Raw genomic sequence first — 25,818 nt, 5'->3', positions numbered from 1 at the left:
GCGTCAGATCCGCGCCGCGGCCAGCAGCGCGTCGGCCCGATCCACGCGCTCCCACGGGAAGTCGCGATCGGCCCGGCCGAAGTGCCCGTAGGCGGCCGTGGCCCGGTAGCGCGGGCGGCGCAGGTCGAGGTCGCGGATGATCGCCGCCGGACGCAGGTCGAAGACTTCCTCGACGGCCGCGCGGATCCGCTCGACCGGCGCCTTCTCGGTGCCGAAGCACTCGACGAGCAGCGACACCGGCGCGGCCCGGCCGATGGCGTACGCCACCTGGATTTCACACCGCGCGGCGAGCCCGGCCGCGACGACGTTCTTCGCCGCCCAGCGCACGGCGTAGGCGGCGGACCGGTCGACCTTCGAGGGGTCCTTGCCGGAGAACGCTCCCCCGCCGTGGCGGGCCATGCCGCCGTAGGTGTCGATGATGATCTTCCGCCCGGTGAGCCCGGTGTCCGCGGCGGGCCCGCCGAGCTCGAACCGCCCGGTCGGGTTGACCAGCAGCCGGAAGTCGCCTGCCGTCAGGTCCAGCCGTTCCAGCTCCGGCCGGACGACCTCGGCCTCGACGGCGGGCGCGAGCACCCGCTCGAGGTCGGTGCCGGCGTCGTGCTGGGCCGAGACCACGATGGTGTCCAGCCGCAGCGGCCGCCCGTCCTCGTAGGCGATCGTCACCTGGGTCTTGCCGTCCGGGCCGAGGAACGGCAGGACGCCGTCGCGGCGCACCCGCGCCAGCCGCTCGGCGAGCCGGTGGGCCAGCACGATCGGCAGCGGCATCAGCTCCGGCGTCTCGTCGCAGGCGTAGCCGAACATCATGCCCTGGTCGCCCGCACCTTGGTGGTCGAGCTCGCCGCCCTCGCCGTGGCGGGTCTCCAGCGACCGGTCGACGCCGCGGGCGATGTCCGGCGACTGCGCGCCGAGCGAAACGTGGATACCGCACGCGGCCCCGTCGAACCCCCGGCGCGCGGAGTCGTAGCCGATGTCGAGGATCGTCCGGCGGACCAGGCCCGCGACGTCGTCCGGGATCCGGCTCATCTCGCCCGCGACGTGCACCAGCCCGGTGGTCACCAGCGTCTCGACGGCGGCCCGCGCGCCGGGGTCGTCCCGCAGTGCCGCGTCCAGGATGGTGTCGCTGATCTGGTCGGCCAGCTTGTCGGGATGCCCTTCGGTCACCGATTCGGAAGTGAACAGCCGGTCGCCCACAATTTCCTCCAGCGCCAGAAAGATTTCGACGGTACGAATTCGCCGCAGCGCGAGAAAGCGCTGTTCGGCGGTATTTCCGAGAACGCCCCAGTAATTACTGTCCAGTGTGCGGCACCGGCCGGTCGTCCGGCAATGCCGATAGGTGGTAGCCGCCGTGCGACCTTCCATGTACATCGCCGCCGACACCGGCGTGCTGCAGCCAGAGCCCCGCCGCCTGCGAAGTCAGGATCGACAGGATGACCAGCACGGTGAAGAAATCCTCGTTGATCACCCCGGCCGACAGCGTCACCGTCGCCAGGACGATGCCGGGGCCACCGCGGGCGTTGAGCGCGACCGCGAGATCCACCGCACTGCGCGGCGGCTCGCCGGCCAGGCGCGCGCCCAGCCAGACGCTCAGCGTCTTCGTCACGCAGGCGAGCACGAGGTAGGCGAAGAAGAACCCGGCCGACAGGTGGTGCACCAGGTCCAGCTGCAGCCCTACGACCGCGAAGTAGAGCGGGACGAACAATGCCAGTGACACCTTCTTCAGCGCGTCCCAGGCGTGCTCGGCCTGCTCGCGGCGCCGCGCGTCGGGGTCACCGGCGTCCGCACCGGCCGCCGCGACGCCGGCGAGGATCGCGCCGAAGACGGGGTTGACGCCGAGGAACACGCACACGAGCACGAGCAGCAGCAGGAACAGCAGGCGGAACGCGGTCGGGCTCCGCCGCTCGACGAAGTTGAACCGGCTGCGGGCCAGTGCCGCGAACAGCTTCCGCCCCCAGGGCATGAAGACCGCGAACAGGACCAGGCTCGCCGTCACGTAGTACACCGTGGTGAGGCCGACGTCCCGGCTGCCGACCAGCGACCACAGCCCGAACACCGGTGCCGCGCTGCCCTGCACCAGCCCGAGGATCACCGCGAGCGTGACGTACAGGACGACGTCCTCCAGCAGCGCCACGGACAGCACCACCCTGGCGAACCGCGTGTGCAGCAGGTCGAGGTCGAGCATGATCCGGGAGATCACCGGGATGCTCGTCACCGCGATCCCGATCCCGAACACGAGCACGAACGTCAGCCGGGTGCCGTGCGGCCCGGAATAGGCGGCGTGGTCGAACAGCCCGACGCTCGCCATCGCCGCCCCGAACGGGAGGACCAGGCCGCTGACCGCCACCGCGACGACGGTCCGGCGGCGCGTGGGCGTGCGGGCGGCGAGCACCTCACGGCCGGAGAGGAACATCAGCAGCAGCAGGCCGAGTTCCTGGAGCACGCCCAGCCCCACCGGCGTGACACCGGCCTTCGGCACGAGGGCGCTCGCGGCGCCCGGTGCGAGAAGGCCCAGCACGGTGGGGCCGAGCAGCAGCCCGCCCAGGATCTCGCCGATCACCGGCGGCTGGCGCAGCAGCGTGCACAGCCGGGCACCCAGGTGCGCCACGGTCAGCAGCGCGGCCAGCGCGACCAGCAGCCGGGCGAGGTCGGCGGATTGGAGCGACATGGGCTTCCCTCCGGAAACGGCGGGTGCGGACGGTCAGGCGGCCGCGACGCGGACGGAGATCCCCGCCTGGAGGTTGTACGGGTAGGCGAGGCTGGCGGCGTTGCGGGCCAGCGCGAGGTAGCCACGGCTGGACAGGTACGCCACCGGGCTGCCGATCGGTCCGGCGTCGGCGAAGGTCGGGCTCAGCGGCAGGTCGAACGGGAGCACCTCGTCGAGGGTGATCCGCAGCCGGGTGCCGTAGCCGGCACCGACCTTTTCCAGGTCCTCACGGTGGATGTTGGTCCACACGTTGCCGAAGGGGTGGTCGATCGCGGTGACCACACCCAGCAGCTCGCCGTCCTCGTTCTGCGTGGGCTTGGGCCGCTCGAACCGGACGATTTCGTGATCGGCCAGCGGACGGCCGACCTTCTCCAGCGGGAACCCGGCCGCCAGGTGCGCCGAGGGCAGCGCCACCATTTCGCGGCTGTAGAAGGTCGGCTCCGGCTGTTCCGGGATCACTTCGGTGGAACTGACTTCGTACGCCTCGAGGTACCCGTGCTCTTCGATCACGGAGGTGAGCAGGCCGTTGTTGGGCGCGATGTAGATGTAGGAACCCTCGGCGCGTTCGAACCCGGCACCGGACCCCGCCCACTGGCCGCGGGCCCCGCCCTTGGCGGCCTGCTTGATCCGCAGCGCCACCGACCGGGTGGCGGTACCGGTCGCCGGATAGGTGGTGGTCGCGAACACCGTGCCCTCGGGGAACAACCGCGGCAGGTCGACGATGTAGCGGGCGCCTTCTTCGACGTCCCACGGCTTCATGGTGTGGCAGATGTCGACGATCGTGACGTCGGGACAGACACTGAGCATCAGTCCCTTGCACTGCGCCACGGAATCGTCGGTGATCCCGAGGTCGCTCATGAATGCGATGATCGGGCTCCTGCCCTGGGCGTTGGCCATTGACGTGCTCCTCGCACTGTGGCTGGAATGGAGGGGAAAACCGCTGAACACGACCCTATAAGCAGCATTTCCCGACGACAAGGGAAAGATCGGCGGACCGCGTAAATGTGGCCGATGGGTGCAGCCGGGCAGGCAGATGGTCGCAGTTTCCGCTGCCGCCTTCCGCGCTTTCTCACGAAGACACCTTTCAGCCCACCCGGGCCTGCGCAGGTGCCCCGGTGGACCGAAAGGGACTTTCATCTCATCCGACCCTGGATCCACGAGTCGGCGCGCACTGAAGGGCATCTTCAAGTGCATGTGACGTAAGCAAGGCGCCCTTCGCTGCACCAGACGCAAGCAAGGTGCCCTTCAGCCACTCCCAGCCCGCCCGCCAGGTGCCCGGATCGACCCAGGTGCCGAGCCCTGCCGCCGGCCCGCGGTCGTGAGTGGTAATTCGGGTTAGAACCCTCATTACCACTCACGACAAGCCACGGCAGACCACCCCAACCCGCGATCCACTGGTGCGGCTTCGGTGAGTCCAGGTCCGACGCAGCGAAAGGGCCTTTCCTCGCAGCAGACGCGAGGAAAGGCCCTTTCAGCACGCGCCCGACCGGTGGAGCCGAGTCGGGGCGCGGGAAGCCGTGTTCAGTAACGGTAGTGCTCGGGTTTGTACGGACCCTCCACCGGAACACCGAGATATTCGGCCTGTTCCGGAGTCAGCGTGCTGAGTTTGACGCCGAGTGCGTCCAGGTGCAGCCGGGCGACCTTTTCGTCGAGCCGTTTGGCGAGCGTGTGCACCCCGACCGGATACGCCTCGGGGCGGGTGAACAGCTCGATCTGGGCGATGACCTGGTTGGTGAAGCTGTTGCTCATGACGAACGACGGGTGCCCGGTCGCGTTCCCGAGGTTGAGCAGCCTGCCTTCGGACAGGACGATGACCGCGTGGCCGTCCGGGAAGCGCCATTCGTCCACCTGGGGCTTGACGGTCGTGCGCACGATGCCCGGCACGGCGGCCAGCCCGGCCATGTCGATCTCGTTGTCGAAGTGCCCGATGTTGCCGACGATCGCGTGGTGTTTCATGCGGGACAACGTCTCCACGGTGATGACGCCGATGTTGCCGGTGGCCGTCACGAAGATGTCGCCGGTGCCGGCGATCTCCTCGAGCGTGGTCACCTGGAAGCCGTCCATGGCCGCCTGCAGCGCGCAGATCGGGTCGATCTCCACGACGACGACCCGCGCTCCCTGTCCCCGCAACGACTCCGCGCAGCCCTTGCCGACGTCACCGTAGCCGCACACGACGGCGACCTTGCCGCCGATCAGCACGTCGGTGCCGCGGTTGATGCCGTCGATCAGGGAGTGGCGGATGCCGTAGCGGTTGTCGAACTTCGACTTCGTCACCGCGTCGTTGACGTTGATCGCCGGGAACAGCAGCTCGCCCGCGCCGTCCATCCGGTACAGCCGGTGCACGCCGGTGGTGGTCTCTTCGGTGACGCCGCGGATGCGGCCGGCGAGCTCGGTCCACTTGCCCGGATGCGCGGCGGCGGTGGACCGCAGCAGTTCGAGGAACGCGGCGTACTCCTCGGAGTCCTCTGTGGACGGTTCGGGCACGCGGCCCGCCTTCTCGAACTCGACACCCTTGTGCACCAGCATGGTGGCGTCGCCGCCGTCGTCGAGCAGCATGTTCGGGCCGAGGCCGTCGGGCCAGGTGAGCGCCATGTCCGCCGCCCACCAGTACTCTTCGAGGGTCTCGCCCTTCCAGGCGAACACCGGCACGCCCTGCGGGTCCTCGGCCGTGCCGTGCGGGCCGGCGACGACCGCCGCGGCCGCGTGGTCCTGCGTCGAGAAGATGTTGCAGCTGGCCCAGCGCACCTGCGCGCCGAGGGCGACCAGCGTCTCGATGAGCACCGCCGTCTGCACGGTCATGTGCAGCGAGCCGGTGATACGGGCGCCTTCGAGCGGGCGCGTGGCGGCGTACTCCGCGCGCACGGCCATCAGGCCGGGCATCTCGTCTTCGGCCAGTGCGATCTCCCGGCGGCCGAACGCGGCGAGGGACAGATCGGCTACTCGGTGGGGAAGTCCGGTCGGCACCGTGCGCTTCCTTTCTTCGCGGAGGCATTCCGGCGCCACGGTAAACATGCCTGCCTGCCGGAACAATGGAACCGGGCGGAAACACCACCTTCGACGCCGTCACTACGACCAATGTCGCGGCCGGGCTACCCGCATCAGCACATGCCGAGCCGCCGCCGTCGTTGCTACGATCGCCGGCACGGGCATCCGGCGGCCCCGAATCCCCTGCCGGACAACGAACTTCGTCTGCCGAGAGGCGGGAGCGGCTATGGCTACGAACTCCGTCGAGGCCGAGATCGGCATCATCGGGGGCAGCGGGCTCTACGACTTCCCGGGGCTGGGGAACGTCAGCGAATTCCGGCTGTCGACCCCGTTCGGGAATCCGAGCGACGTGGTGACCGTCGGCGATCTCAACGGCAGGCGGGTCGCATTCCTGGCCCGGCACGGAAGACACCACCAGCATTCCCCGTCGTCGCTTCCGGTGGCGGCGAACATCTACGCGCTGAAGTACCTCGGCGTGCGCGAGGTGATCAGCGTGAGCGCGGTCGGCAGCCTGCGCGAGCACCTGCGGCCGGGCGAGCTGGTCGTGCCGGACCAGCTCGTCGACTTCACGCGGGGCCGCCGGTCGACGTTCTTCGACCGGGGCCTGGTGGCGCACCTGCCGTTCGCGGAGCCGTTCTGCCCGCGGCTTCGCGAGCAGGTACTCGCCTCGGTCGGCTCGGTCACCGACGTCACTTCGCACGACTCGGGCACGTACCTGTGCATCGAGGGCCCGCAGTTCTCGACGCGGGCGGAAGCCGGGGTGAACCGCGCGCTGGGCATGGACGTCATCGGCATGACGGCGGCGCCGGAGGCGAAACTGGCCAGGGAGGCCGGGCTCTGCCTGGCGACGATCGCGCTGGTGACCGACTACGACTGCTGGCGGGAGAACGAGGAGCCGGTGACCGCGGCGATGGTCGCGGAGGTGATGCGCCGCAACGTCGCGGCGGTGCGGAAGGCGATCCTGCACTTCACGCGGAGCCCGCGCGGGGAACGCACGTGCGGCTGCCAGGACGCGCTCGCGCACGCGATCATGTCCAACGCGGCCTCGATGTCCGACGGCGACCGCGACCGGCTCGACCTGCTGGCCGGTCCCTACCTGTCCTGACACCGGACCTGTTGCGGAAACGGCAACGGAGTTTGCCTCATCGGGGACGGCGCGCGCATGCTCGCCGGGACGTCCCCGAGGAGGAGCCATGCCGCACGCACACGATCAGCCGATGACCGCCGAAGACCTGGTGAAGCAGGAGTTCTGGGAAGCGCTGTACCAGCGCGACGACCGGATCTGGAGCGGCAACGTCAACGCCAACCTCCGCGCGGAGGCCGAGGACCTGAAACCCGGGCGCGCCCTCGACCTCGGCTGCGGCGAAGGCGGGGACGCGATCTGGCTGGCGAAGCAGGGCTGGACCGTCGACGCCGCCGACATCTCGACCGTGGCGCTGGGCCGGGCCGAAGCCGCGGCCGCCGAGGCCGGGGTGAGCGTGCGGTGGCTGCACCGCGACATCCTGACCTGGCAGCCGGAAGAGCAGTACGACCTGGTTTCGGCGCAGTACGTCCACCTGCCCCCGGCGCTGCGCCGCGACGTCTTCACGGCGGCCGCGGCGGCGATCCGGCCCGGCGGTTCGCTGCTGGTCGTCGGCCACTCGCCGAAGGCCATGCGCGAGTTCGACGGCCAGAAGCCGCCGGAGGAGCTGTACTTCGAGCCCGAGGAGATCACCGGTTACCTCGGCGACCCGTGGCAGTGGCTCGTCGAAACGTGCGAGACGCGCGGCGAAGGCCACCACACCGACGCCGTCTACCGGGCCAAGCGCCTGGAAGCGTGAGCGGCGAGGGTCCCTTTCACATGCCCCGACGCGTGTGAAAGGGACCCTCGCCGGGTCCGTCAGGCGAGTTCGAGGCCGTAGGCCTGCAGCTCCAGGGTCAGCGGGTAGAAGTAGCTGGTCTGGGTGTCGCCGCCGGACAGGGTGCCCAGGCCCTTCTCGCCGTCGTAGGCCGGGCCGCCGGAGTCGCCGTGGTCGGTGTGGGCCGTGGTGCCGAACTCGTGGTTGAGCACGCCGACGTCGAAGTTGACCGACTCGTCCACCGAGGTGACCTCGCCGCTGCCGCCGCCGGTGGTCGAGCCCTGCTTCTGCATCTGCTCGCCGACGGTCGGGGTGGCCGCGCTGGTGATCGGCTGCCCGGTGTTGATCTCGCCGGGTCCGGTGCCGTTCGGGCGGGTCAGCAGGCCGGAGTCGGCGCCGGGGCAGTCGCTCTCGACGACCTGCGCGCCGGTGACGTCCCCGCCGGACCAGGTGCCGCCGAGGTTGGTGCAGTGGCCGGCGGTGAGCAGGAACGGCGAGCCGCCGCGCGTGACGTTGAAGCCGAGCGAGCAGCGGCCCTGGCTGTTCCGGATGGCGTCACCGCCGGCGATGTACAGCTCCAGCTTGCCGGTCCGGTGCTCGACGCGGACGCTGTCGCCGAACTGCGCGGCGGCCGCGGTGACCCTGTCGGCGGCCGCCTTGCTCGCCGCGTCGTAGATCTTCACGACGACCTGGTTGGTCTTCGTGTCGATGCCCCACGCGGTCTGCGGCACGTTCTTCAGTGCGTCCAGGTCGTTCTTGACGCCGGTGAGCGCGGCGAAGGTGTACTTGACCTTCTTCGCGGTCAGGCCGGCGGCCTGCACCTGCTGCAGCGCGGCGTCGCTGACGACATTCACGACCGCCTTGCCGTTTTCGAGGTGGATGCCGCCGGAAGCGGCACCGAGCGCGTTCGCCACCTGCGTGGCCTGGCCGATCGCGACGGCCTGCGCCCGCGCGATGGCCAGCGGGGACGCCGTGGCGGCCGACGCGCACACGCCGGTCGTCAGTGCCGCGGCGGAGAAGACGGCGAGCGTCTTCAGGGCGGTCCGGGGAGTCATCAACTTCCTCCAGTGTGCCGGTTGGAAGGCTGCGCCGGTCACTTTCGTTGCCGGGCAACCAACGCAACACCGACGAAGGTTGGTTAATAACCAATCAATCCGGACATACGACTCAGACCGCCCACCCGCTTAGCCCGTTCGGCCTACTTCCCGCCCGGCCACCGGACGTGCTCCTCGTAGCCCGGGTGCTTCTTCAGGTACCCGGCGATGAACGGGCAGACCGGCACGATCGTCCCGCCGCGGGCGACGACGTCGTCGAGCGCGCCCGCGGCCAGCACCTTGCCCAGCCCCTTCCCGCCGAACGCGTCGCCGATCTCGGTGTGGGTGAACACCGTCAGCTCGCCGCGCCGGTCGTACTCGGCGAAGCCCGCGAGCTGGTCCTCCTCCCACAGCTCGTACCGGCTCTCGTCGGGGTTGTCGGCCACCCGGCTCATCGGCTCTCCTTCTCGCAGGTCTCGTCGGGGACGTCCCCATCGTGCGACGCGCGGGCGCCGCGTGCTGACCGGGTCGTGACCGCCGCTGGGCCGCCCGGGGGATGTGCCGGGCCCGAACGTGTGCAACCCGGCTGCTCCCCTTGGCGGGCCGCCGGGTCGTTTGGTTGCCTCAGCGGGTCGGAAGCCGCCACCGGAAAGGCCAGGACCGCGTGCAGCAGCAGCCGTTCGTCCTCCCCGAGTTCTACATGCCCTACCCCGCGCGCCTGAACCCCCACCTGGAAGGCGCGCGCGAGCACAGCAAGGCGTGGGCGCGCGGCATGGACATGATCGACGTGCCGCAGCACGGCACGGTGATCTGGACCGAGCACGACCTCGACTCCCACGACTACGCGCTGCTGTGCGCCTACACCCATCCCGACGCCGGCGCCGAAGAGCTCGACCTGATCACCGACTGGTACGTCTGGGTCTTCTACTTCGACGACCACTTCCTCGAGCTGTACAAGCGCACCGGCGACATCGACAGCGCGCGCACCTACCTCGACCGGCTCACCCTGTTCATGCCCGCCGAAGGCGAAATCACCGCGGCACCGGAGAACCCGGTCGAGCGCGGGCTCACCGACCTGTGGAACCGGACGGTCCCGCGCCGCTCGGCAGGCTGGCGGCGCCGGTTCATCGAGAGCACGAAGGCGCTGCTGGACGAGTCGCTGTGGGAACTGGCCAACATCAACGAAGGCAGGCTCGCCAACCCCATCGAGTACGTCGAGATGCGGCGGAAGGTCGGCGGCGCGCCGTGGTCGGCGAACCTCGTCGAGCACTCGGTGCACGCCGAGGTCCCGGACGCGATCGCCGCGACCCGGCCGATGGAGGTCCTGCGCGACTGCTTCGCCGACAGCGTCCACCTGCGCAACGACCTGTTCTCCTACCAGCGCGAAGTCCAGGACGAGGGCGAGCTGTCCAACGGCGTGCTGGTCTTCGAGAAGTTCCTCGGGCTGACCACGCAGCAGGCGGCCGACGCCGTCAACGACCTGATCACCTCCCGGCTGCACCAGTTCGAGCACACCGCGCTCACCGAGGTGCCCGCGCTGTTCGACGAGCACGGCGTCGACCCCGCCGCCCGCGCGGCGACCTTCGCCTACGTCAAGGGCCTGCAGGACTGGCAGTCCGGCGGCCACGAGTGGCACCTGCGCTCCAGCCGGTACATGAACGAGGGCGCACTGGCCAGCCGCGGCGGCCCGGAGCTGGGCGGCGCGGCCGGCCTCGGGACGTCCGCGGCGCGGATCTTCTCGTCGGTCCTCGCCACGGCACCCCAGCGGCTGCGCGCGTACACCTCGACGCCGTTCCGCGCGGTCGACGTCCCGCGGCCGTCGGTCGAGATGCCGTTCCCGCTGCGGCTCAACCGGCATCTCGACGCCGCCCGCCGCCGCAACGTCGACTGGGCGCGGCGCACCGGCTTCCTCGACGGCGTGGTGTGGGACGAGCGGAAGCTGCGCGCGGCCGACCTCCCGCTGTGCGCGGCGGGCATCCACCCGGACGCGACGGCCGACGGCCTCGACGTCACCAGCGACTGGCTGACCTGGGGCACCTACGCCGACGACTACTACCCGGTGGTGTTCGGCCCGACCCGCGACCTCGCGGCGGCGAAGGCGTGCAACGCCCGGCTGTCGATGTTCATGCCGGTGGACGACTCGCCGATGCCGGTGCCTGCCACAGCCCTGGAGGCGGGCCTGGCCGACCTCTGGCCGCGGACGACGGCGGACATGACCCCGCAGAACCGGCGCGCGGTCCGCCGCGCGGTCGACTCGATGACGGCCAGCTGGCTGTGGGAGATGGCGAACCAGGCCCAGAACCGCATCCCGGACCCGATCGACTACGTGGAGATGCGCCGCCGGACGTTCGGTTCGGACCTGACGATGAGCCTGTCCCGGTTCTCCCACGGCCGTTCGGTGCCGCCCGAGCTGTACCGCACGCGGCCGGTCCAGGCGATCGAGCACTCGGCGACGGACGTCGCGTGCCTGATCAACGACCTGTACTCCTACCGCAAGGAGATCCAGTACGAGGGCGAGCTGCACAACGCGGTCCTGGTGGTCCGCAACTTCCTGGACTGCCCGGAGCAGCGCGCGTTCGAGGTGGTGACCGAGCTGGTCCACGCGCGCCTGGCGGAGTTCCAGCACGCGGCGGCGATCGAGCTGCCCGCGCTCTTCCGCGACTACGACGTGGCCCCGGACGTGCAGGAGATGCTGCTGGAGTACGTCGAGGAGTTCCGCAACTGGATGGCGGGCATCCTGAACTGGCACGAGAACGTGGGCCGCTACACGGAGACCGAGCTGCGCTACCACCCGGTGACCGGCTCGGTCCTCGGCGGCCCCACCGGCATCGGCACGACCTCCCTGCGCATCTCGTCCCTCCTCCCGGCAGCCCACTGATCCCGCCTCCGTCGGCGGTATCGTGGAAACCCGGTGACGGAGGGAGTTTCGTGAAGCTGACGGTCTACGGCGCGAGCTGGTGCCCGGACGTGAAGCGCAGCCGCGCGCTGCTCGACCGCGAGGGCGTCGAATATTCCTATGTGGACGTGGAGGCGGACACCGAGGCCGAGCGCCGCGTCCGCGAGCTGCAGGACGGCGCCCGCCGGATCCCGACGATCGTCTGGGAGGACGGCACGTTCCTGGTCGAGCCGACGGACGAGGAACTGGGCGCGCGGCTGTGAAGCTGCTGCGCGAGCTGCCGCTGGGCACCCGGGTGGTGGTCCGCTACCGCATCGAGGGCGGCTTCACCGACGCACTGGGCGACCTGGTGGCCCGCGACGCGGGCTCCTGCACGATCGAGACCCGCCGCGGCCCGGTCGTGGTGGCGTTCTCCGCGGTCGCCCTCGCGAAGCCGGTGCCCCCGCCGCCGGAGCGGAAGTCCCGGTTCGACACGCTGGTGGCGGAGGCCTCGGCGGCGTCCGTCGACGGCTGGGACTTCTCCTGGCTCGACGGCCGCGCGACCGAAGAGCGCCCGTCGTGGGGTTATCAGCGGCTGCTGGGCGCCCGGCTGGGTGCGGCGCGGGCGGCCCTCGACCTGGAGACCGGCGGCGGCGAGGTGCTCGACGGCTGCCCGTCGTTCCCGCCGCTGATGGTGGCGACGGAGTCGTGGCCGCCGAACGTGGCGAAGGCCGCGGCCCGGCTGCGCCCGCGTGGCGCCCTGCTCGTGGAGACCGCCGGGTTCCCGTTCGCGGGCGAGACGTTCGACCTGGTCTCCAGCAGGCACCCGGTGTCGACCGGCTGGCGCGAGATCGCCCGCGTCCTGCGTCCCGGCGGCACGTACTTCTCCCAGCAGGTCGGCCCGGCCAGCGGGTTCGAGCTGGTGGAGTTCTTCCTGGGGCCGCAGCCGCCGTCGGTGCGGGAGAGCCGTCACCCGGACCGGGCGGTGGCGGCCGCGACCGCCGCCGGCCTGGAGGTCGTGGACCTGCGCGCGGAGAGGCTGCGCATGGAGTTCTCCGACATCGGCGCGGTGGTGTACTTCCTGCGCAAGGTGATCTGGCTGGTCCCGGGCTTCACGGCCGAGCGCTACCGGGACCGGCTGCGCGAGCTGCACGAGCTGATCGAGCGCGATGGCCCGTTCACCGCCCACTCGGCCCGGTTCCTCATCGAGGCCCGGAAGCCCTGACGATCGCCGCCTCGACACCGTCCAAAAGCAACTCGACACCGGCCAGGTGATTCGCCGCGCCCGGGTGGGCTGAAAGGGACGTTCGTCTCATCCGGTGCGGTGAAAGGGACTTTCCTCGCATCAGACGCCAGGAACGTCCCTTTCAGCACGCGCCGGTCGATGGCCCGCTATTGGGTGCGTTCCCCCGCCAGGTACCCGGCCGCGGTAGACCACCCACCCCGGCGCTCACCCGGCCGCCCTGACGATCGCCGCCTCGACACCGTCCAAAAGCAACTCGACCCCGGCCTCGAACGACAACCGCGCCTCCCGCTCCAGGTAAGGCTCGTCGGAAGCGCCGGCCTCGAACGCGCCCTCGTCGCCCAGCCGTGCCACCGTCGGGAACCGCGCGGCGAGGTCGGGGGCCAGCTCGCCGAGCAACGCCGACCGCGCCTGCCACCAGTCCTCTTCGGACAGTCCGGTCTCGGCCGCCGCCTGGCGGGACTCCGCGGCCGCCTGGACCGAGCCGCGGACGATGTTGAACAACGCCGCCACCACCCAGCGGACCCGCGTCAGCGGCAACCCCGTCGAAGCCAGCACCGACAGCAGCGTCTCCTGGACGTGGAACTCCCCCGGCCCCAGCACCGGCCGCGCCGGGGACACCTGCAGCAGCCACGGGTGGCGCAGGTGCAGCGCCCACAGCTCGTCCGCCACCGCCAGTGCCGCCGCGCGCCAGCCCGACGACAGCGGATACGACGACGGCAGCTCGCCCAGCGTCCGGTCGTACATCAGATCCACCAGCTCGGTCTTGCCCGGCACGTACGTGTACAACGCCATCGCCGTCCGGCCCAGCTGCTCGCCCACCGCGCGCATCGACAGCGCCGCCATGCCTTCGGCGTCCGCGATCTCGATCGCCGCCGCCACGATCGCCTCCACCGACAGGCCCGGCTTGGGGCCCGGCCCGGTGCGGGGCGCGACCACGCGCGGTCCCCACAGCAGCTCCATGGACCGCCGGGCGTCGCCCTGACCCGCGAAGACGACCACCTTGCCGACTCCTTACAGCCTAAAGTAATGTATCCGGAGGAACACTTTACAGCCTAAAGCACCAAGAAGGACGGTATGACCTCACCCAGGCGGGCCGCCGACACCCACGACGTGATCGAGGTCCGGGGGGCCCGGGAGAACAACCTGACCGGCATCGACCTGGACATCCCGAAGCGCAGGCTCACGGTGTTCACGGGCGTGTCCGGCTCCGGCAAGTCGTCCCTGGTCTTCGGCACCATCGCGGCCGAGTCGCAGCGGCTGATCAACGAGACCTACAGCGCGTTCGTCCAGTCGTTCATGCCGAGCCTGTCGCGCCCGGACGTCGACCTGCTGGAGAATCTCAGCGCGGCCATCGTCGTCGACCAGGAGCGGATGGGCGCCAACTCCCGCTCCACGGTCGGCACCGCGACCGACGCCTACGCGATGCTGCGGATCGCCTTCTCGCGGCTCGGCGAACCGTACGTCGGCACGTCCGGGGCCTTCAGCTTCAACCTGCCCGAAGGCATGTGCCCGGCCTGCGAAGGCCTCGGCCGGGTGTCCGATCTGGACGTCGGCGCCCTGCTCGACTTCGACCTTTCCCTCAACGAAGGCGCGATCCAGGTCCCGGGCTTCACCCCGGACACCTGGTACGTGCAGACCTACCTCTCCTCCGGTTTCTACGACCCCGACGCCAAGATCCGCGACTTCACGCCGGAGCAGCTCGACGCCCTGCTGTACAAGGACTCCTGCAAGGTGAAGGTCGGCAAGACCAACGTCACCTACGAGGGCCTCGCAGTGAAGGTCCGGCGGCTCTACCTGCACAAGGACGTCGAATCGCTGCAGCCGAAGCTGCGGGCGTTCATCGAGAAGGCCGCGACCTTCACCCCCTGCGGCGAGTGCGGCGGCACCCGGCTCAACCAGGCCGCGCTGTCGGCGAAGATCGAGGGCCGGAACATCGCCGACTGCGCCGCGATGCAGATCAGCGACCTCGCCGAGTTCGTCCGGAACCTCGACGCGCCGTCGATCCGGCCGCTGCTGGCCAACCTGCGCGACACCCTCGACTCGCTGGTCGAGATCGGGCTCGGCTACCTGTCGCTGGACCGCGAGTCCGCGACGCTGTCCGGCGGCGAGGCGCAGCGCGTGAAGATGGTGCGGCACCTGGGTTCCAGCCTCACCGACATCACCTACGTCTTCGACGAGCCGACCGTCGGGCTGCACCCGCACGACATCGAGCGGATGAACAACCTGCTGTTGTGCCTGCGGGACAAGGGAAACACGATCCTGGTCGTCGAGCACAAGCCGGAGACGATCCGGATCGCCGACCACGTCGTCGACCTCGGGCCCGGCGCGGGCGCCGACGGCGGGCGGCTGTGCTACACCGGGGACGTCGACGGCCTGCGCGCGTCCGGCACGCTCACCGGCCGCCACCTCGACCACCGCGTCACCCTGCGCGAAAAGGTCCGCACGCCCACCGGGCACGTCGCCATCACCGGCGCGAAACTGCACAACCTGCGGGACGTCAGCGTCGACATCCCGCTGGGCGTGCTGACCGTGGTCACCGGCGTGGCCGGGTCGGGGAAGTCGTCGCTGATCCACGGCTCGCTGGCCCACCGCGACGACGTCGTCGTGGTCGACCAGTCGGCGATCCGCGGGTCGCGCCGGTCCAACCCGGCGACCTACACCGGCCTGCTCGACCCGATCCGCACGGCGTTCGCCAAGGCCAACGGCGTCAAGGCGAGCCTGTTCAGCGCCAACTCCGAGGGCGCGTGCCCGAAGTGCAAGGGCCTCGGCGTGATCTACACCGACCTGGCGATGATGGCAGGCGTCGCGTCGACGTGCGAGGAGTGCGAGGGCAGGCGGTTCACGCCGAAGGTGCTGACGTACGAGCTGCGTGGCAGGAACATCAGCGAGGTACTGGCGATGTCCGTGGCCGAGGCCCGCGAGTTCTTCCCGGGAGGCAACGCCCGCACGGTGCTGGACCGCCTCGCCGACGTCGGCCTCGGCTACCTGACGCTCGGCCAGCCGCTGACGACGTTGTCCGGCGGCGAGCGGCAGCGGCTCAAGCTGGCGATCCGGATGGCGGAGAAGGGCTCGACGTACATCCTCGACGAGCCGACGACCGGGCTGCACCTCGCCGACGTCGACCAGCTGCTGGCGCTGCTGGACCGGATCGTCGACGCGGGGAACACGGTGATCGTCATCGAGCACCACCAGGCGGTGATGGCGCACGCGGACTGGCTGATCGACATGGGCCCCGGCGCGGGCCACGACGGCGGCCGCGTCGTGTTCACCGGCACGCCCGCGGAGCTGGTCGCGAACGCGTCCACCCTGACGGCCCGGCACCTGCGGGAGTACCTGGGGAAGTGACAGACTCGGTGGTGTGCGGGCAGAACTGACGGCGGCGGGCATCGACCCGGCTTTGGTGGCGTCGGCCGAGAACATCGGCGGCGGAACGTACAACACGGCGATCCGCCTCCGGCTCACGGACGGACGGCGGCTGGTCCTCAAGATCGCGCCGTCCGCTCCGGGGCTGACGTACGAGCACGGCCTGCTGGAAACCGAAGCGGAGTACTACCGCCGGGTCCGCGGGCCGCTGCCGTCGGTGGTCGGCGCCGGGCCGGGATTCCTGCTGATGACGGAGGTCCCGGGCATCCCGTGGTCCCAGGTGCGCGACACGGGCCCGCACCTGCGCCGCGAGCTGGGCGCGATCGTGGCCGGCCTGCACGAGACAACCGGCGACGGATTCGGCTACCCGCAGGACCCGCTGCACCCGACGTGGCCCGCGGCATTCACGGCGATGGTCGACGCGATCCTCGCGGACGCGGCCCGTTACGAGGTGCGGCTGCCCCGCCCGGCGGCGGAGATCGCGCACCTGGTGCGCCGCCACGAGCCACTGCTGGCGCAGGTGACCACCCCGGTCCTGGTCCACTTCGATTTGTGGGAGGGCAACATCCTCCTCGACGGCGGCGGCGTGTCGGGCATCATCGACGCCGAGCGCGCGTTCTGGGGCGACCCGGTGGCGGAGTTCGTGTCGCTGACGCTGCTCCGCGACCTGGACCCGGAACTGCTGGAGGGTTACGGCGTACCCGGTTTCGACCCGGCCGCCCTCCGGCGCCTGGCGCTGTACCGGCTGTACCTGGGGTTGATCATGGCGGTGGAGATGGTGCCCCGCCAGGATTCCGACCCGGCCCGAGCCCGGTTCGTCCGGCGGCGGCTGGCCGAGGTTCTCGATACCGTGCAGCGTGCGCTTTGAATCGGCGCGCGTGATCAGGCGAAGACCAGCGACACCAGTTCGTCGACGAAGGGTTCCACCAGCTCCGCCCCGGTGCGGTTGAGCACGCTGTGAAACAGCGCGACCCGGCCGTGCGCGCCCACGAACACCACCGCCGCCGCGCGGCCCGGGGTCACGCGCAGCGGGTGGCCCGCCTCGACGCAGCGCTCGAAACCTGCCGCCAGGCGGTCGATCACCTCCAGCAGCGGCCCTTCCGGCGGGGCGCCCGGGGCCGGCCGGGACGCGCCGTTCGCCAGCATCAGCCGGTAATGTCCCGGGTTCTCCATGGCGAACGCGCAGTACGCGTGAATCTGCGCCCGTACCCGGCCGACCACGTCGGTTTCGCCGAGCGACTCCTCCGCCGCGCGCATCGATTCGGCCAGCCGCGCGTATTCGTGGTCGAGCAGCCCACGGACCAATTCCGCACGATCGGAAAAATGCTGGTAGATGCTCGCCGGTGCGATGCCGACCGCGCGGGCGACGCCGCGGATCGTCAGCCCGTCCTCGCCGCCGAGCTCGGCGAGCAGCCGGCCGGCCGCCGCCAGGATCTCCCCGCGCAGCCGTTCGCCTTCGCCCCAGCGGTTTCTCGTTCGGCCGTTTCCGGCTTCGACGTTTCCCGGCACCTCCCCATTCATACGCCCGCGGCGGTGCCCGGCGTATTCCGGGGTCCGGAAAGCGCTTCAGGAAACCAGCGCCGGGTACAGAACCGCGAGTTCGCCGGACAGCCCGGCCCGCACGGTCCGGCTGACGTCGTCGGCGAGCACCTCGAACCGGCCCTGTTCGACGGCGTCCAGCGCGAGCCCCGCCACGACCGCCGGGTCGGTCTTCGGGCCGTCGACGTGCTTCGCCATGTCGGTGTCCATGTACCCGACGTGCAGGCCGGTCACCTGCGTCTTCTGCGGGGCCAGTTCGAGGCGCAGCGCGTTGGTCAGCGACCACGCCGCCGCCTTCGCCGCCGAGTAGGCCCCCGCCTCCGGGGCGGTGATCCAGGACAGCACCGACAGGACGTTGAGCACCGCGCCGCCGCCGTTGCGCTCGAGGATCGGCGCGAACGCGCGGGTCACGGCCAGGGTGCCGAAGTAGTGCGTGTCCATCTCCAGCCGGATGTCCTCGAGTGACCCGCCGAGCAGGGACGCCCCGGTCGCCGACCCGGCGTTGTTGACCAGCAGCGTCACGTCCCCGGCGGCCGCGGCGGCGGCCCGGACCGACTCCGGATCCGTGACGTCGAGCCGCAGCGGGACGACGCCGGGGAGGTCGATCGACTCCGGATTCCGGGCCGCGGCATAGACCTTCGCCGCGCCGCGCTCGAGCAGAGCGGCGGCGAACCGGCGGCCGAGTCCCCGGTTGGCCCCGGTGACCAGCGCCACCGCACCCGTGATCTCCATGGCGAACTCCTCTCACACCTGACTTGCTCTGTGCAAGCCAGCTACGGCAGACCCTACGGCGTAAACTTGCGCGCAGCAAGTCAGCTCGAAGGGAGCACCCATGAGCCGTCGCATCACCTGGGCGGACGCCCCCTGCCCGATCGCGCGCGCCGCCGACGTCCTCGGCGAGCCGTGGACGCTGCTGATCCTGCGCAACGCCACCGCGGGCACCACCCGGTTCGAGGACTTCCGCAGCCAGCTCGGCATCGCCGACAACGTGCTGACGACCCGGCTGGCCAAGCTCGTCGACCGCGGCCTGCTGACCAGGCTCCCCTACCGCGACGGCGGCCGGACCCGCCACGAGTACCGCCTCACCCAGGCCGGCTCGGACGCACTGCCGGTACTGCACGCCCTCGGCGCCTGGGGCGACGCGCACACGTCGGCGGAGAAGAGCGCGGGCCCGATGAGCCTGATCCACACCCGCTGCGGCCGGCCCACCCGCCCGGGCGCCAAGTGCGACAGCTGCGGAAAACCCCTGGCCAGGGACGACCTGGCGTGGCGCAGCAGCTGGCTGGGCCCGGACGAGATCCCCCTGGCGGAACCGGTGAACGCCGCGGAGGACCGGTAAGGCCGGCCCGCGTTAGGTTCGACGCATGCTCACCACGCTGGCCGTCGAGAACTACCGTTCGCTGCGCGAGCTGGTGCTGCCCCTGTCCGGGCTGACGGTCGTCACCGGCGCGAACGGCAGCGGCAAGTCGAGCCTGTACCGGGCACTGCGGCTGCTGGCGGACGCGTCCCGCAACGGCGCGGTGGCGGCACTGGCGCGCGAAGGCGGCCTGCCGTCGACGTTGTGGGCGGGCCCGGAGACGGGCACCCGCGCGGGGTCCCGGGCGCAGGGCACGGTGCGCCGGAAGCCCGTCGCGCTGCGGCTCGGGTTCGCGGGCGACGAGTACGGGTATGCGCTCGACCTTGGCCTGCCGGTGCCGGGGCGGACGATGTTCAACCTGGACCCGGAGTTCAAGCGGGAAGCGGTGTGGTCGGGCCCGGTGCTGCGGCCGTCGGCGCTGGTGGCCGAGCGGTCGGGCCCGTCGGTGCGCACGCGGATCGCGTCCGGAGCGTGGGGCACGGACCGCTTCGAGATCCGGACGGCGGACAGCATGCTGAGCGAGTTCGCCGACCCGCGAGCCTGCCCGGAACTGCTGGTGGTCCGCGAGCGCATCCGCTCGTGGCGGTTCTACGACCACTTCCGCACGGACGCGGCGGCCCCGGCCCGCCGTCCGGCCATCGGCACCCGCACCCCGGTCCTGTCCACCGATGGCGCGGACCTGGCGGCGGCCCTGCAGACGATCATCGAGACAGGCCGCGCTTCGGACCTGGCTTCGCTGATCGACGCGGCATTCCCGGGATCGACGGTGTCGGTGTCATCCCAGGACGGCGTGCTGTCCCTGCACTTCCACCAGCCGGGCCTGCTCCGCCCGCTGTCGGCGGCGGAGCTGTCGGACGGAACGCTCCGCTACCTGCTGTGGGTGGCGGCCCTGCTGACCCCGCGTCCCCCGGAGCTGCTGGTCCTCAACGAGCCGGAGACGAGCCTCCACCCGGACCTCCTCCCGCCACTGGCGGCCTTGATCGCGACGGCGGCCAAGGAGACCCAGCTGGTGGTGGTCTCCCACGCCGTGGTGCTGACGCGGGCGCTGTCGGAGATCGCGGAGGTGACGACCTTGGAGCTGGAGAAGGAGAACGGCGAGACCAAGCTGTCCGGGCAGGGACTGCTGGACCGCCCGTCCTGGCACTGGCCCGCCCGCTGACCGGTCAGCGGCCCCGGGTGCTTTCCCGGATCTCCAGGGCGAACGGGGTCTGGATGTCCTGCGGCGGCGATGTCTTGTCCCCCGTGATCCGCCGGTGCACCAGGTCGACCGCCGCCTCGGCGAGGGCTGCTTTGTCCGGGGCGATCGTCGTCAATGACGGGAGCGAGAATGCGCTCTCTTCGTTGTTGTCGAAGCCCACGATCGCCACGTCCTCCGGGACGCGCAGGCCTTGCTCCGCCACCGCGCGCAGTGCGCCGATCGCCAGCAGGTCGTTGAAGCAGAACACCGCGTCCGGCCGGGGGTCCGCCGACAGCAGCGCCTGCATTGCCGACGCTCCCTCGGCGCGGTGCCACTTCGCCGCCGGGGCCACCAGTTTGTCCGAATAGGACAGTCCGGCTGCCGACAGGCCCGCGCGGTAGCCTGCCAGGCGCTGGGACGACGTCCCGCGGGCCGGGTTGCGGCCGATTGCCGCGATGCGGGTGCGGCCCAGGGATGCCAGGTGGGTCACCGCCATGCGGGCCGCCAGGACGTTGTCGATCGCCACGTGGTCGAACGGGACGTCCACCGCGTGCTCGCCCAGCATCACCAGCGGGATCGCGCCCGGCTCGGCCGGGAAGTCCGCCGCCGCCAGTGCCTCCGGGTGGACCAGTGCGCCGTCGACCAGGTGCGGGCCCAGCGACGCCAGTGTCTCCCGCTCGCGTTCCCGCGTCCCCTGGGTCTGTTCGATCAGGACGCTCCACCCGCGCTTCTGCGCCGCCGTGATGACCAGGCCCGCCAGTTCGCCGAAGTACGGGATGGACAGCTCCGGCACCATCAGCGCCAGGAAGCCCGTGCGGCCGCGGCGGAGGTTGCGGGCGCCGATGTTCGGCCGGTATCCGGTCGCCGCCAGTGCCTCCTCGACGCGGCGGCGGTTCTCCGGCTTGACGAAGGCGTAGCCGTTCACGACGTTCGACACCGTCTTCACCGACACTCCGGCGAGCGAAGCGACGTCCTTGAGCGTCACGGTCACGGGCAGTCCCTTCCGAGTGTGAGCACGAAGTGTAGCCGGGCCCGACCGGTTTACAACGTTGTTCCAACGATGTAAAAAGTATCCCAAGGCTCCCGCGGTGACCATCGTCACCCCGGCGAGCGGGCCACCAACGATGCTGCCCGAGGAGTCGCCGTGCCTTCGTCCCGTCCCCGCCCGACCGTCGTGGCGCTGGCCGTAGCCGCGCTCACACTCACTGCCTGCACCAGCCGGGAGGAAACGCCCGCGGCGCCGGCCAGCGGCGGCGGCCCCGCCGCGAGCGCCCAGCCCGCCGCCCCCGCCGCCGACGGCTGCACGCTCGCCAAGACCGGCTATCCGAAGGTCGACCTCAAGACCGCCGTGGTCGGCTTCTCCCAGTCCGAAAAGGAAGCCAACCCGTTCCGGATCGCCGAGACGCAGTCCATTCGCGACGAAGCCGCGAAGCTCGGCATCACCAACCTGCTGGTCACCAACGCCCAGAGCGACCTGAACCGCCAGATCAGCGACATCAAGTCCCTGCTCGACCGCGGCGCGCAGCTGCTGGTCGTCGCGCCACTGAACTCCGACGGCCTGCAGCCCGCACTCGACGCCGCGAAGGCCAAGAAGGTCCCGGTCGTCACCATCGACCGCAAGGTGACGTCGCGGCCGTGCACCGACTACCTCACCTTCATCGGCTCCGACTTCGTCCAGCAGGGCAAGCGCGCCGCCCAGGCGATGGCGAAGGCGACCGGCGGCACCGGCAAGGTGGTCATCCTCCTCGGTTCGTCCGGCAACAACGTGACCACCGACCGCACCCAGGGCTTCAAGGACGAGCTGGCCAGGACACCCGGGCTGACCGTGGTGGCCGAGCAGACCGGCGACTTCGACCGCTCGAAGGGCCAGGCCGTGATGGAGCAGCTGATCCAGAGCCATCCGGACGTCACCGCGGTCTACGCCGAGAACGACGAGATGGGCGTCGGCGCGGTCAACGCGCTGAAGACCGCGGGCAAGACGCCCGGCAAGGACGTCAAGGTCGTCTCGATCGACGGCACCCGCAACGCCGTGCAGCTCATCGCCGGCGGCAGCTACAACGCCGTGATCGAGTCCAACCCGCGCTTCGGCCCGCTGGCCTTCCAGACACTGCAGAAGTTCGAGAACGGCGAGCCGATCCCGGCGGGCATCGTCATCACCGACGACCAGTACGACGAGACCAACGCCGCCCAGAAGGCCGGGAACGCGTACTGATGACGGCGGCCACCGAAGAGGACGTCGCCATGACGACCGCGCCGGTGCTCGAGGTGACCGGGGTGACCAAGCGGTTCCCCGGCACCCTCGCGCTCGACGACGTCGGCTTCGCGCTGCGGCCCGGCGAGGTGCACGCGCTGGTCGGCGAGAACGGGGCAGGCAAGTCCACGCTGATCAAGGTCCTCACCGGCGTCTACCGGCCGGACGCGGGCGAAGTGCGCCACCTCGGCCGTCCGGTGACGTTCAAGCGCCCGGCCGACGCGCAGCGCGCCGGGATCTCGACGATCCACCAGGAGGTCAACCTCGTCCCGCTGATGAGCATCGCGGGCAACGTCTTCCTCGGCCGCGAGCCGCGCACGCGCGCCGGCCTGGTCGACTGGCCGAAGATGCACGCCGAAGCCCGGGAACTGCTCCGGGGCTACGGCCTCGACGTCGACGTCCGGCGCCCGCTGCACACCCTCGGCGTCGGCGCGCAGCAGATGGTCGCGCTGGCCCGCGCGGCCTCGGCCGACGCCAGGGTCGTCATCATGGACGAGCCGACGTCGTCGCTCGAACCACGCGAGGTCGAGACGCTGTTCGCGGTGCTGGGCCGGCTGCACGCCCAGGGCATCGCGGTGGTCTACGTCAGCCACCGGATGGACGAGCTGTACCGGGTCTGCGACCGCGTCACGGTGCTGCGCGACGGCCGGGTCGTCCACAGTGGACCATTGAAGCCGTTGCCGCGCATCGAACTGGTGTCGCTGATGCTCGGCCGGGAGATCCGGCAGATCCGCGAGGAGGGCGTCACGGCGTTCGGCGAGGAGCACGACGTCGAGCGCGAACCCCTGCTGCGGGCGGAACACCTCAGCGGGCAGCGGAAACTGCGTGACGTCTCGGTGAGCATCCGCCCCGGCGAGGTGGTCGGCCTGGCCGGGCTGCTCGGTTCCGGCCGCAGCGAGACCGCGCGCGCCATCGTCGGCGCGTTCCCGCTCGACGGCGGGACCGTGCTGCTGGCCGGGAAACCGCTCAAGCGCGGCCGGATCAAGGCCGCCATGCGGGCCGGGATCGCGCTGCTGGCCGAGGATCGCAAGACCGACGGGATCATCCCGAACCTGTCCGTGCGCGAGAACATCGTCCTGGCCGCGCTGCCGTCGCTGTCGCCGTTCGGCCTGGTGAGCAGGGCGAAACAGGACCGGATCGTCCGCATCTTCGTCGAGCGCCTGCGGATCAAGGCGGCGAGCCCGGAGCAGAAGGTGGCCGACCTGTCCGGCGGCAACCAGCAGAAGGTGCTGCTCGCCCGCTGGCTGGCCACCGGCCCGAAGGTGCTGCTGCTCGACGAGCCGACGCGCGGCATCGACGTCGGCGCGAAGGCCGAGGTCCAGGCCCTGATCGACGAACTCGCCCGTGAAGGGCTCGGCGTGCTGCTCATCTCGTCCGAGCTGGAGGAGCTGATCGACGGTTCCGACCGCGTGGTCGTGCTGCGCGACGGCACGGTGGCCGGCGAGCTGACCGGGGACGCCATCACCGAGGAGAACGTCCTCAAGGCCATCGCCGCGGAGGATGACAACGATGTCTAGCCGGACTCTCGACCGCGCGAAGGTCACCACGTGGCTGCAGGACTACGGCGTCTACCTCGCCGTCGTCGCGCTGCTGCTGTTCAACCTCGGCTTCACCGAGAACTTCCTGTCCGCGGCCAACTTCCGCACGCAGCTGGTGCAGGCGGCGCCGGTCTGCATCGTCGCGCTCGGGATGGCGCTGGTGATCGGCACCGAGGGCATCGACCTCTCGGTCGGCTCGGTGATGTCGATCGCCGCCGCGCTCGTCCCGCTCTACCTGGGCGCGGGCCCGCTGACGGCGATCCTCGTGGCCGTCCTCGCCGGGGTCGCGTCCGGCCTGTTCAGCGGCTACCTGGTGGCCCACCTGGGCGTCCAGCCGATCATCGCGACCCTCGCACTGCTCGTCGGCGGCCGCGGGCTCGCCCTGGTCATCGCGCACGGGCAGCTCGTCCAGCTGCACAACCCGGACTTCCTCGCCCTCGGCACCGGCGACGTCCTGGGCGTTCCGGTGACGGTCGTCGTCGCGGGCGTGCTCGCGGTGCTGGCCGGGCTTCTCGTGCAGCGCACGACGTTCGGGCGGCACCTGGTCGCCGTCGGCGGCAACCGCGCCGCGAGCACCCTGGCCGGGCTGCCGGTGAAACGCGTGCTCGCCGGCGTCTACGTCATCTCCGGGGCGCTGGCCGCGGTGGCCGGCGTCCTGGCGACGGCGCGGCTGGGCGCCAGTGACCCCAACGACCTCGGCCTGCTGATGGAACTGTCGGCGATCACCGCGGTCGTCGTCGGCGGCACGCCGCTGACCGGCGGGCGGGTCCGCGTGCTCGGCACCGTCTTCGGCGCGCTGCTCATGCAGCTGGTGCACGCCACCCTCATCAAGCACAACCTGCCGGACTCGACCGCGCAGATGGTCCAGGCGGCCATCATCGTCGCCGCGGTCTACGTCGCCCGCGAGCGGAGCCGCCGATGACCACCACCACCACGCAGAATGCCGCGGTCGCCGGGGTTTTGCAGCGCCAGGGCGCGGCCGTCGTGCTCGTGCTCGGCATTGCCGCCGCCTGGTTCGCGTTCCCCCATTTCGGGTCTTCGGACAACCTGCGCGACCTGGCCCTGCAGAGCTCCTTCCTGGCGATCATCGCGCTGGGCATGACGTTCGTGATCATCTCCGGCGGCATCGACCTGTCGGTCGGCTCGAACTACGCGCTCGGCGGCGTCCTCGCCGCGTACGGCGCGCAGTACGGCCTGCTCGTCGCGATCCTGCTGCCGCTGGCCGTGTGCTCGCTGATCGGGCTGGTCAACGGCCTGCTCATCGCCCGCACCGGGATGGCGCCGTTCATCGTCACGCTGGCGTCGCTGCTGTTCGCCCGTGGACTGCTGCTGGCGCTGACGTCCGAAGGCTCGACAACGTACAAAGTGGACTCCGGCTCGGCGTTCCTCTGGCTGGGCCAGGGCACGGTCTTCGGCATCGGCGTGCCGGTCTACCTGACGCTGATCCTGTTCGCGCTCGGCGGCCTGCTGCTGCGCCGCACCAGGTTCGGCCAGTCCGTGTTCGCCGTCGGCGGCGCCGAGCAGTCGGCGGTGCTGATGGGAATTCCGGTCGCCCGCACCAAGATCGGCCTCTACACCCTCAGCGGCGCGCTGGCCGGCTTTGCCGGCGTCCTCACCGCCGCCTACCTGCAGTCCGGCGTCACGGTGCTCGGCGTCGGCACCGAACTGGACGCGATTTCGGTCGTCGTCATCGGCGGCACGCTGCTCACCGGCGGCGCCGGCACGGTGCTCGGCACGCTCGTCGGCGTGCTGCTGCGCACGCTGATCCAGAACGTCATCAACCAGATCGGCACCTTGGACTCCCACTACCAGACGGTGGTGAGCGGGGCCTTCCTGCTCGTCGTCGTGGTGATCCAGCGCCTGCTGGCGCGGTCCCGAATCCGCTGATTCCGCATCCCCACCAGGAGGTCCGCC

At 70.9% G+C, this 25,818-nt stretch carries 23 protein-coding genes and 1 pseudogene; 14 read left to right on the top strand and 10 right to left on the bottom strand.

The window, feature by feature from the left end; translation table 11 throughout:
• Nucleotides 1-3 precede the first annotated feature (3 nt).
• The 4 genes from metK to ahcY all read right to left on the bottom strand — a co-directional run bounded on the left by metK (nucleotide 4) and on the right by ahcY (nucleotide 5,665).
• Entirely contained in the window at nucleotides 4-1,191 is a 1,188-nt protein-coding gene (gene metK / locus ABJI51_RS24375) for a methionine adenosyltransferase (protein WP_348953690.1), read from the bottom strand.
• A 94-nt stretch (nucleotides 1,192-1,285) separates the two neighbouring features.
• Nucleotides 1,286-2,662, bottom strand: a complete 1,377-nt coding sequence (locus tag ABJI51_RS24370) for a cation:proton antiporter (RefSeq protein WP_348953689.1) — start codon at nucleotides 2,660-2,662, stop codon at nucleotides 1,286-1,288.
• Nucleotides 2,663-2,695: 33 nt separating this feature from the next.
• A complete protein-coding gene (locus tag ABJI51_RS24365) occupies nucleotides 2,696-3,559 on the bottom strand; it encodes an adenosyl-fluoride synthase (RefSeq protein WP_348953688.1) in 864 nt (287 codons plus the stop codon).
• A 663-nt stretch (nucleotides 3,560-4,222) separates the two neighbouring features.
• Nucleotides 4,223-5,665: an adenosylhomocysteinase gene (gene ahcY / locus ABJI51_RS24360; RefSeq protein ID WP_348953687.1), complete on the bottom strand. Its 1,443-nt coding sequence runs from the start codon at nucleotides 5,663-5,665 to the stop codon at nucleotides 4,223-4,225.
• Nucleotides 5,666-5,912: 247 nt separating this feature from the next.
• Between ahcY and mtnP the strand changes: the two genes are divergently transcribed.
• A complete protein-coding gene (mtnP, locus tag ABJI51_RS24355) occupies nucleotides 5,913-6,791 on the top strand; it encodes an S-methyl-5'-thioadenosine phosphorylase (RefSeq protein ID WP_348953686.1) in 879 nt (292 codons plus the stop codon).
• 112 nt (nucleotides 6,792-6,903) lie between these two features.
• Nucleotides 6,904-7,506: an SAM-dependent methyltransferase gene (locus tag ABJI51_RS24350; RefSeq protein ID WP_348953685.1), complete on the top strand. Its 603-nt coding sequence runs from the start codon at nucleotides 6,904-6,906 to the stop codon at nucleotides 7,504-7,506.
• Between the two features lie 59 nt (nucleotides 7,507-7,565).
• Here the strand turns inward: ABJI51_RS24350 and ABJI51_RS24345 are convergent, their stop codons facing one another.
• Nucleotides 7,566-8,579: a S1 family peptidase gene (locus ABJI51_RS24345; protein WP_348953684.1), complete on the bottom strand. Its 1,014-nt coding sequence runs from the start codon at nucleotides 8,577-8,579 to the stop codon at nucleotides 7,566-7,568.
• 143 nt (nucleotides 8,580-8,722) lie between these two features.
• On the bottom strand, nucleotides 8,723-9,013 hold the full coding sequence (locus ABJI51_RS24340; protein WP_348953683.1) for a GNAT family N-acetyltransferase: 291 nt from the start codon (nucleotides 9,011-9,013) through the stop codon (nucleotides 8,723-8,725).
• A 245-nt stretch (nucleotides 9,014-9,258) separates the two neighbouring features.
• Here ABJI51_RS24340 and ABJI51_RS24335 point away from each other — a divergent pair, with 245 nt between their 5' ends.
• From ABJI51_RS24335 to ABJI51_RS24320, 4 genes and pseudogenes are all read left to right on the top strand, one after another.
• A complete protein-coding gene (locus ABJI51_RS24335; protein ID WP_348953976.1) occupies nucleotides 9,259-11,436 on the top strand; it encodes a terpene synthase family protein in 2,178 nt (725 codons plus the stop codon).
• A 50-nt stretch (nucleotides 11,437-11,486) separates the two neighbouring features.
• Nucleotides 11,487-11,717, top strand: a complete 231-nt coding sequence (locus tag ABJI51_RS24330; protein ID WP_348953681.1) for a glutaredoxin domain-containing protein — start codon at nucleotides 11,487-11,489, stop codon at nucleotides 11,715-11,717.
• Nucleotides 11,714-11,845: pseudogene (locus ABJI51_RS43590) on the top strand (putative acetyltransferase); the annotation flags it as partial. The gene ABJI51_RS24330 and the pseudogene ABJI51_RS43590, both read left to right, overlap by 4 nt.
• 45 nt (nucleotides 11,846-11,890) lie before the next feature.
• Nucleotides 11,891-12,658, top strand: coding sequence for a methyltransferase domain-containing protein (locus tag ABJI51_RS24320; protein WP_348953975.1), 768 nt, complete (start codon nucleotides 11,891-11,893; stop codon nucleotides 12,656-12,658).
• A gap of 225 nt (nucleotides 12,659-12,883) precedes the next feature.
• Here the strand turns inward: ABJI51_RS24320 and ABJI51_RS24315 are convergent, their stop codons facing one another.
• Nucleotides 12,884-13,678, bottom strand: coding sequence for a TetR/AcrR family transcriptional regulator C-terminal domain-containing protein (locus tag ABJI51_RS24315; protein ID WP_348953680.1), 795 nt, complete (start codon nucleotides 13,676-13,678; stop codon nucleotides 12,884-12,886).
• A gap of 75 nt (nucleotides 13,679-13,753) precedes the next feature.
• On the opposite strand from ABJI51_RS24315, the gene ABJI51_RS24310 reads away from it, so the two are divergent.
• Together ABJI51_RS24310 and ABJI51_RS24305 are read left to right on the top strand one after the other, a co-directional pair.
• Nucleotides 13,754-16,024 carry an ATP-binding cassette domain-containing protein gene (locus ABJI51_RS24310; RefSeq protein WP_348953678.1) on the top strand — a complete coding sequence of 757 codons (2,271 nt, stop codon included), beginning with the start codon at nucleotides 13,754-13,756 and terminating at the stop codon, nucleotides 16,022-16,024.
• Nucleotides 16,025-16,037: 13 nt separating this feature from the next.
• Nucleotides 16,038-16,910 carry a phosphotransferase family protein gene (locus ABJI51_RS24305; protein WP_348953676.1) on the top strand — a complete coding sequence of 291 codons (873 nt, stop codon included), beginning with the start codon at nucleotides 16,038-16,040 and terminating at the stop codon, nucleotides 16,908-16,910.
• A gap of 14 nt (nucleotides 16,911-16,924) precedes the next feature.
• Here ABJI51_RS24305 and ABJI51_RS24300 read toward each other — a convergent pair whose 3' ends face one another.
• Together ABJI51_RS24300 and ABJI51_RS24295 are read right to left on the bottom strand one after the other, a co-directional pair.
• Nucleotides 16,925-17,488 (bottom strand): TetR/AcrR family transcriptional regulator, encoded by a 564-nt coding sequence (locus tag ABJI51_RS24300; protein ID WP_348953974.1) that lies wholly within the window; start codon nucleotides 17,486-17,488, stop codon nucleotides 16,925-16,927.
• 120 nt (nucleotides 17,489-17,608) lie between these two features.
• Nucleotides 17,609-18,313, bottom strand: a complete 705-nt coding sequence (locus ABJI51_RS24295; RefSeq protein ID WP_348953675.1) for an SDR family oxidoreductase — start codon at nucleotides 18,311-18,313, stop codon at nucleotides 17,609-17,611.
• 100 nt (nucleotides 18,314-18,413) lie between these two features.
• On the opposite strand from ABJI51_RS24295, the gene ABJI51_RS24290 reads away from it, so the two are divergent.
• Nucleotides 18,414-18,920, top strand: a complete 507-nt coding sequence (locus tag ABJI51_RS24290; RefSeq protein ID WP_348953674.1) for a winged helix-turn-helix transcriptional regulator — start codon at nucleotides 18,414-18,416, stop codon at nucleotides 18,918-18,920.
• Nucleotides 18,921-18,945: 25 nt separating this feature from the next.
• Nucleotides 18,946-20,097 (top strand): AAA family ATPase, encoded by a 1,152-nt coding sequence (locus ABJI51_RS24285; RefSeq protein WP_348953673.1) that lies wholly within the window; start codon nucleotides 18,946-18,948, stop codon nucleotides 20,095-20,097.
• A 4-nt stretch (nucleotides 20,098-20,101) separates the two neighbouring features.
• Here the strand turns inward: ABJI51_RS24285 and ABJI51_RS24280 are convergent, their stop codons facing one another.
• Nucleotides 20,102-21,106, bottom strand: coding sequence for a LacI family DNA-binding transcriptional regulator (locus ABJI51_RS24280; protein ID WP_348953672.1), 1,005 nt, complete (start codon nucleotides 21,104-21,106; stop codon nucleotides 20,102-20,104).
• 153 nt (nucleotides 21,107-21,259) lie between these two features.
• On the opposite strand from ABJI51_RS24280, the gene ABJI51_RS24275 reads away from it, so the two are divergent.
• Genes ABJI51_RS24275 through ABJI51_RS24260 form a run of 4 tightly spaced genes read left to right on the top strand, consistent with a single transcriptional unit; the run spans nucleotide 21,260 to nucleotide 25,791 of the window.
• Nucleotides 21,260-22,327 carry an ABC transporter substrate-binding protein gene (locus ABJI51_RS24275; RefSeq protein WP_348953671.1) on the top strand — a complete coding sequence of 356 codons (1,068 nt, stop codon included), beginning with the start codon at nucleotides 21,260-21,262 and terminating at the stop codon, nucleotides 22,325-22,327.
• A complete protein-coding gene (locus ABJI51_RS24270) occupies nucleotides 22,327-23,883 on the top strand; it encodes a sugar ABC transporter ATP-binding protein (RefSeq protein WP_348953669.1) in 1,557 nt (518 codons plus the stop codon). The genes ABJI51_RS24275 and ABJI51_RS24270 overlap by 1 nt, the downstream gene beginning before the upstream one ends.
• The gene (locus ABJI51_RS24265; protein ID WP_348953667.1) at nucleotides 23,876-24,826 is read left to right on the top strand and encodes an ABC transporter permease; all 951 of its coding nucleotides are present in this window, start codon (nucleotides 23,876-23,878) and stop codon (nucleotides 24,824-24,826) included. The genes ABJI51_RS24270 and ABJI51_RS24265 overlap by 8 nt, the downstream gene beginning before the upstream one ends.
• Entirely contained in the window at nucleotides 24,823-25,791 is a 969-nt protein-coding gene (locus ABJI51_RS24260) for an ABC transporter permease (RefSeq protein ID WP_348953666.1), read from the top strand. Before ABJI51_RS24265 ends, ABJI51_RS24260 begins: the two co-directional genes overlap by 4 nt.
• Nucleotides 25,792-25,818: the final 27 nt, after the last annotated feature.

The organism is Amycolatopsis melonis (assembly GCF_040064235.1).
Lineage (GTDB): Bacteria > Actinomycetota > Actinomycetes > Mycobacteriales > Pseudonocardiaceae > Amycolatopsis > Amycolatopsis melonis.
The sequence above is the reverse complement of the archived record's forward strand: the minus strand, read 5'-3'. Positions and strand labels throughout refer to the sequence as shown.

Excerpts from the sequence above, each read along its gene's own strand:
- ABJI51_RS24370 (WP_348953689.1), bottom strand. The coding sequence starts at position 2,662 with ATGTCGCTCCAATCCGCCGACCTCGCCCGGCTGCTGGTCGCGCTGGCC.
- ABJI51_RS24365 (WP_348953688.1), bottom strand. The coding sequence starts at position 3,559 with ATGAGCGACCTCGGGATCACCGACGATTCCGTGGCGCAGTGCAAGGGA.
- mtnP (WP_348953686.1), top strand. The coding sequence starts at position 5,913 with ATGGCTACGAACTCCGTCGAGGCCGAGATCGGCATCATCGGGGGCAGC.
- ABJI51_RS24350 (WP_348953685.1), top strand. The coding sequence starts at position 6,904 with ATGACCGCCGAAGACCTGGTGAAGCAGGAGTTCTGGGAAGCGCTGTAC.
- ABJI51_RS24345 (WP_348953684.1), bottom strand. The coding sequence starts at position 8,579 with ATGACTCCCCGGACCGCCCTGAAGACGCTCGCCGTCTTCTCCGCCGCG.
- ABJI51_RS24340 (WP_348953683.1), bottom strand. The coding sequence starts at position 9,013 with ATGAGCCGGGTGGCCGACAACCCCGACGAGAGCCGGTACGAGCTGTGG.
- ABJI51_RS24335 (WP_348953976.1), top strand. The coding sequence starts at position 9,259 with ATGCCCTACCCCGCGCGCCTGAACCCCCACCTGGAAGGCGCGCGCGAG.
- ABJI51_RS24310 (WP_348953678.1), top strand. The coding sequence starts at position 13,754 with ATGACCTCACCCAGGCGGGCCGCCGACACCCACGACGTGATCGAGGTC.
- ABJI51_RS24295 (WP_348953675.1), bottom strand. The coding sequence starts at position 18,313 with ATGGAGATCACGGGTGCGGTGGCGCTGGTCACCGGGGCCAACCGGGGA.
- ABJI51_RS24290 (WP_348953674.1), top strand. The coding sequence starts at position 18,414 with ATGAGCCGTCGCATCACCTGGGCGGACGCCCCCTGCCCGATCGCGCGC.
- ABJI51_RS24285 (WP_348953673.1), top strand. The coding sequence starts at position 18,946 with ATGCTCACCACGCTGGCCGTCGAGAACTACCGTTCGCTGCGCGAGCTG.
- ABJI51_RS24270 (WP_348953669.1), top strand. The coding sequence starts at position 22,327 with ATGACGGCGGCCACCGAAGAGGACGTCGCCATGACGACCGCGCCGGTG.
- ABJI51_RS24265 (WP_348953667.1), top strand. The coding sequence starts at position 23,876 with ATGTCTAGCCGGACTCTCGACCGCGCGAAGGTCACCACGTGGCTGCAG.
- ABJI51_RS24260 (WP_348953666.1), top strand. The coding sequence starts at position 24,823 with ATGACCACCACCACCACGCAGAATGCCGCGGTCGCCGGGGTTTTGCAG.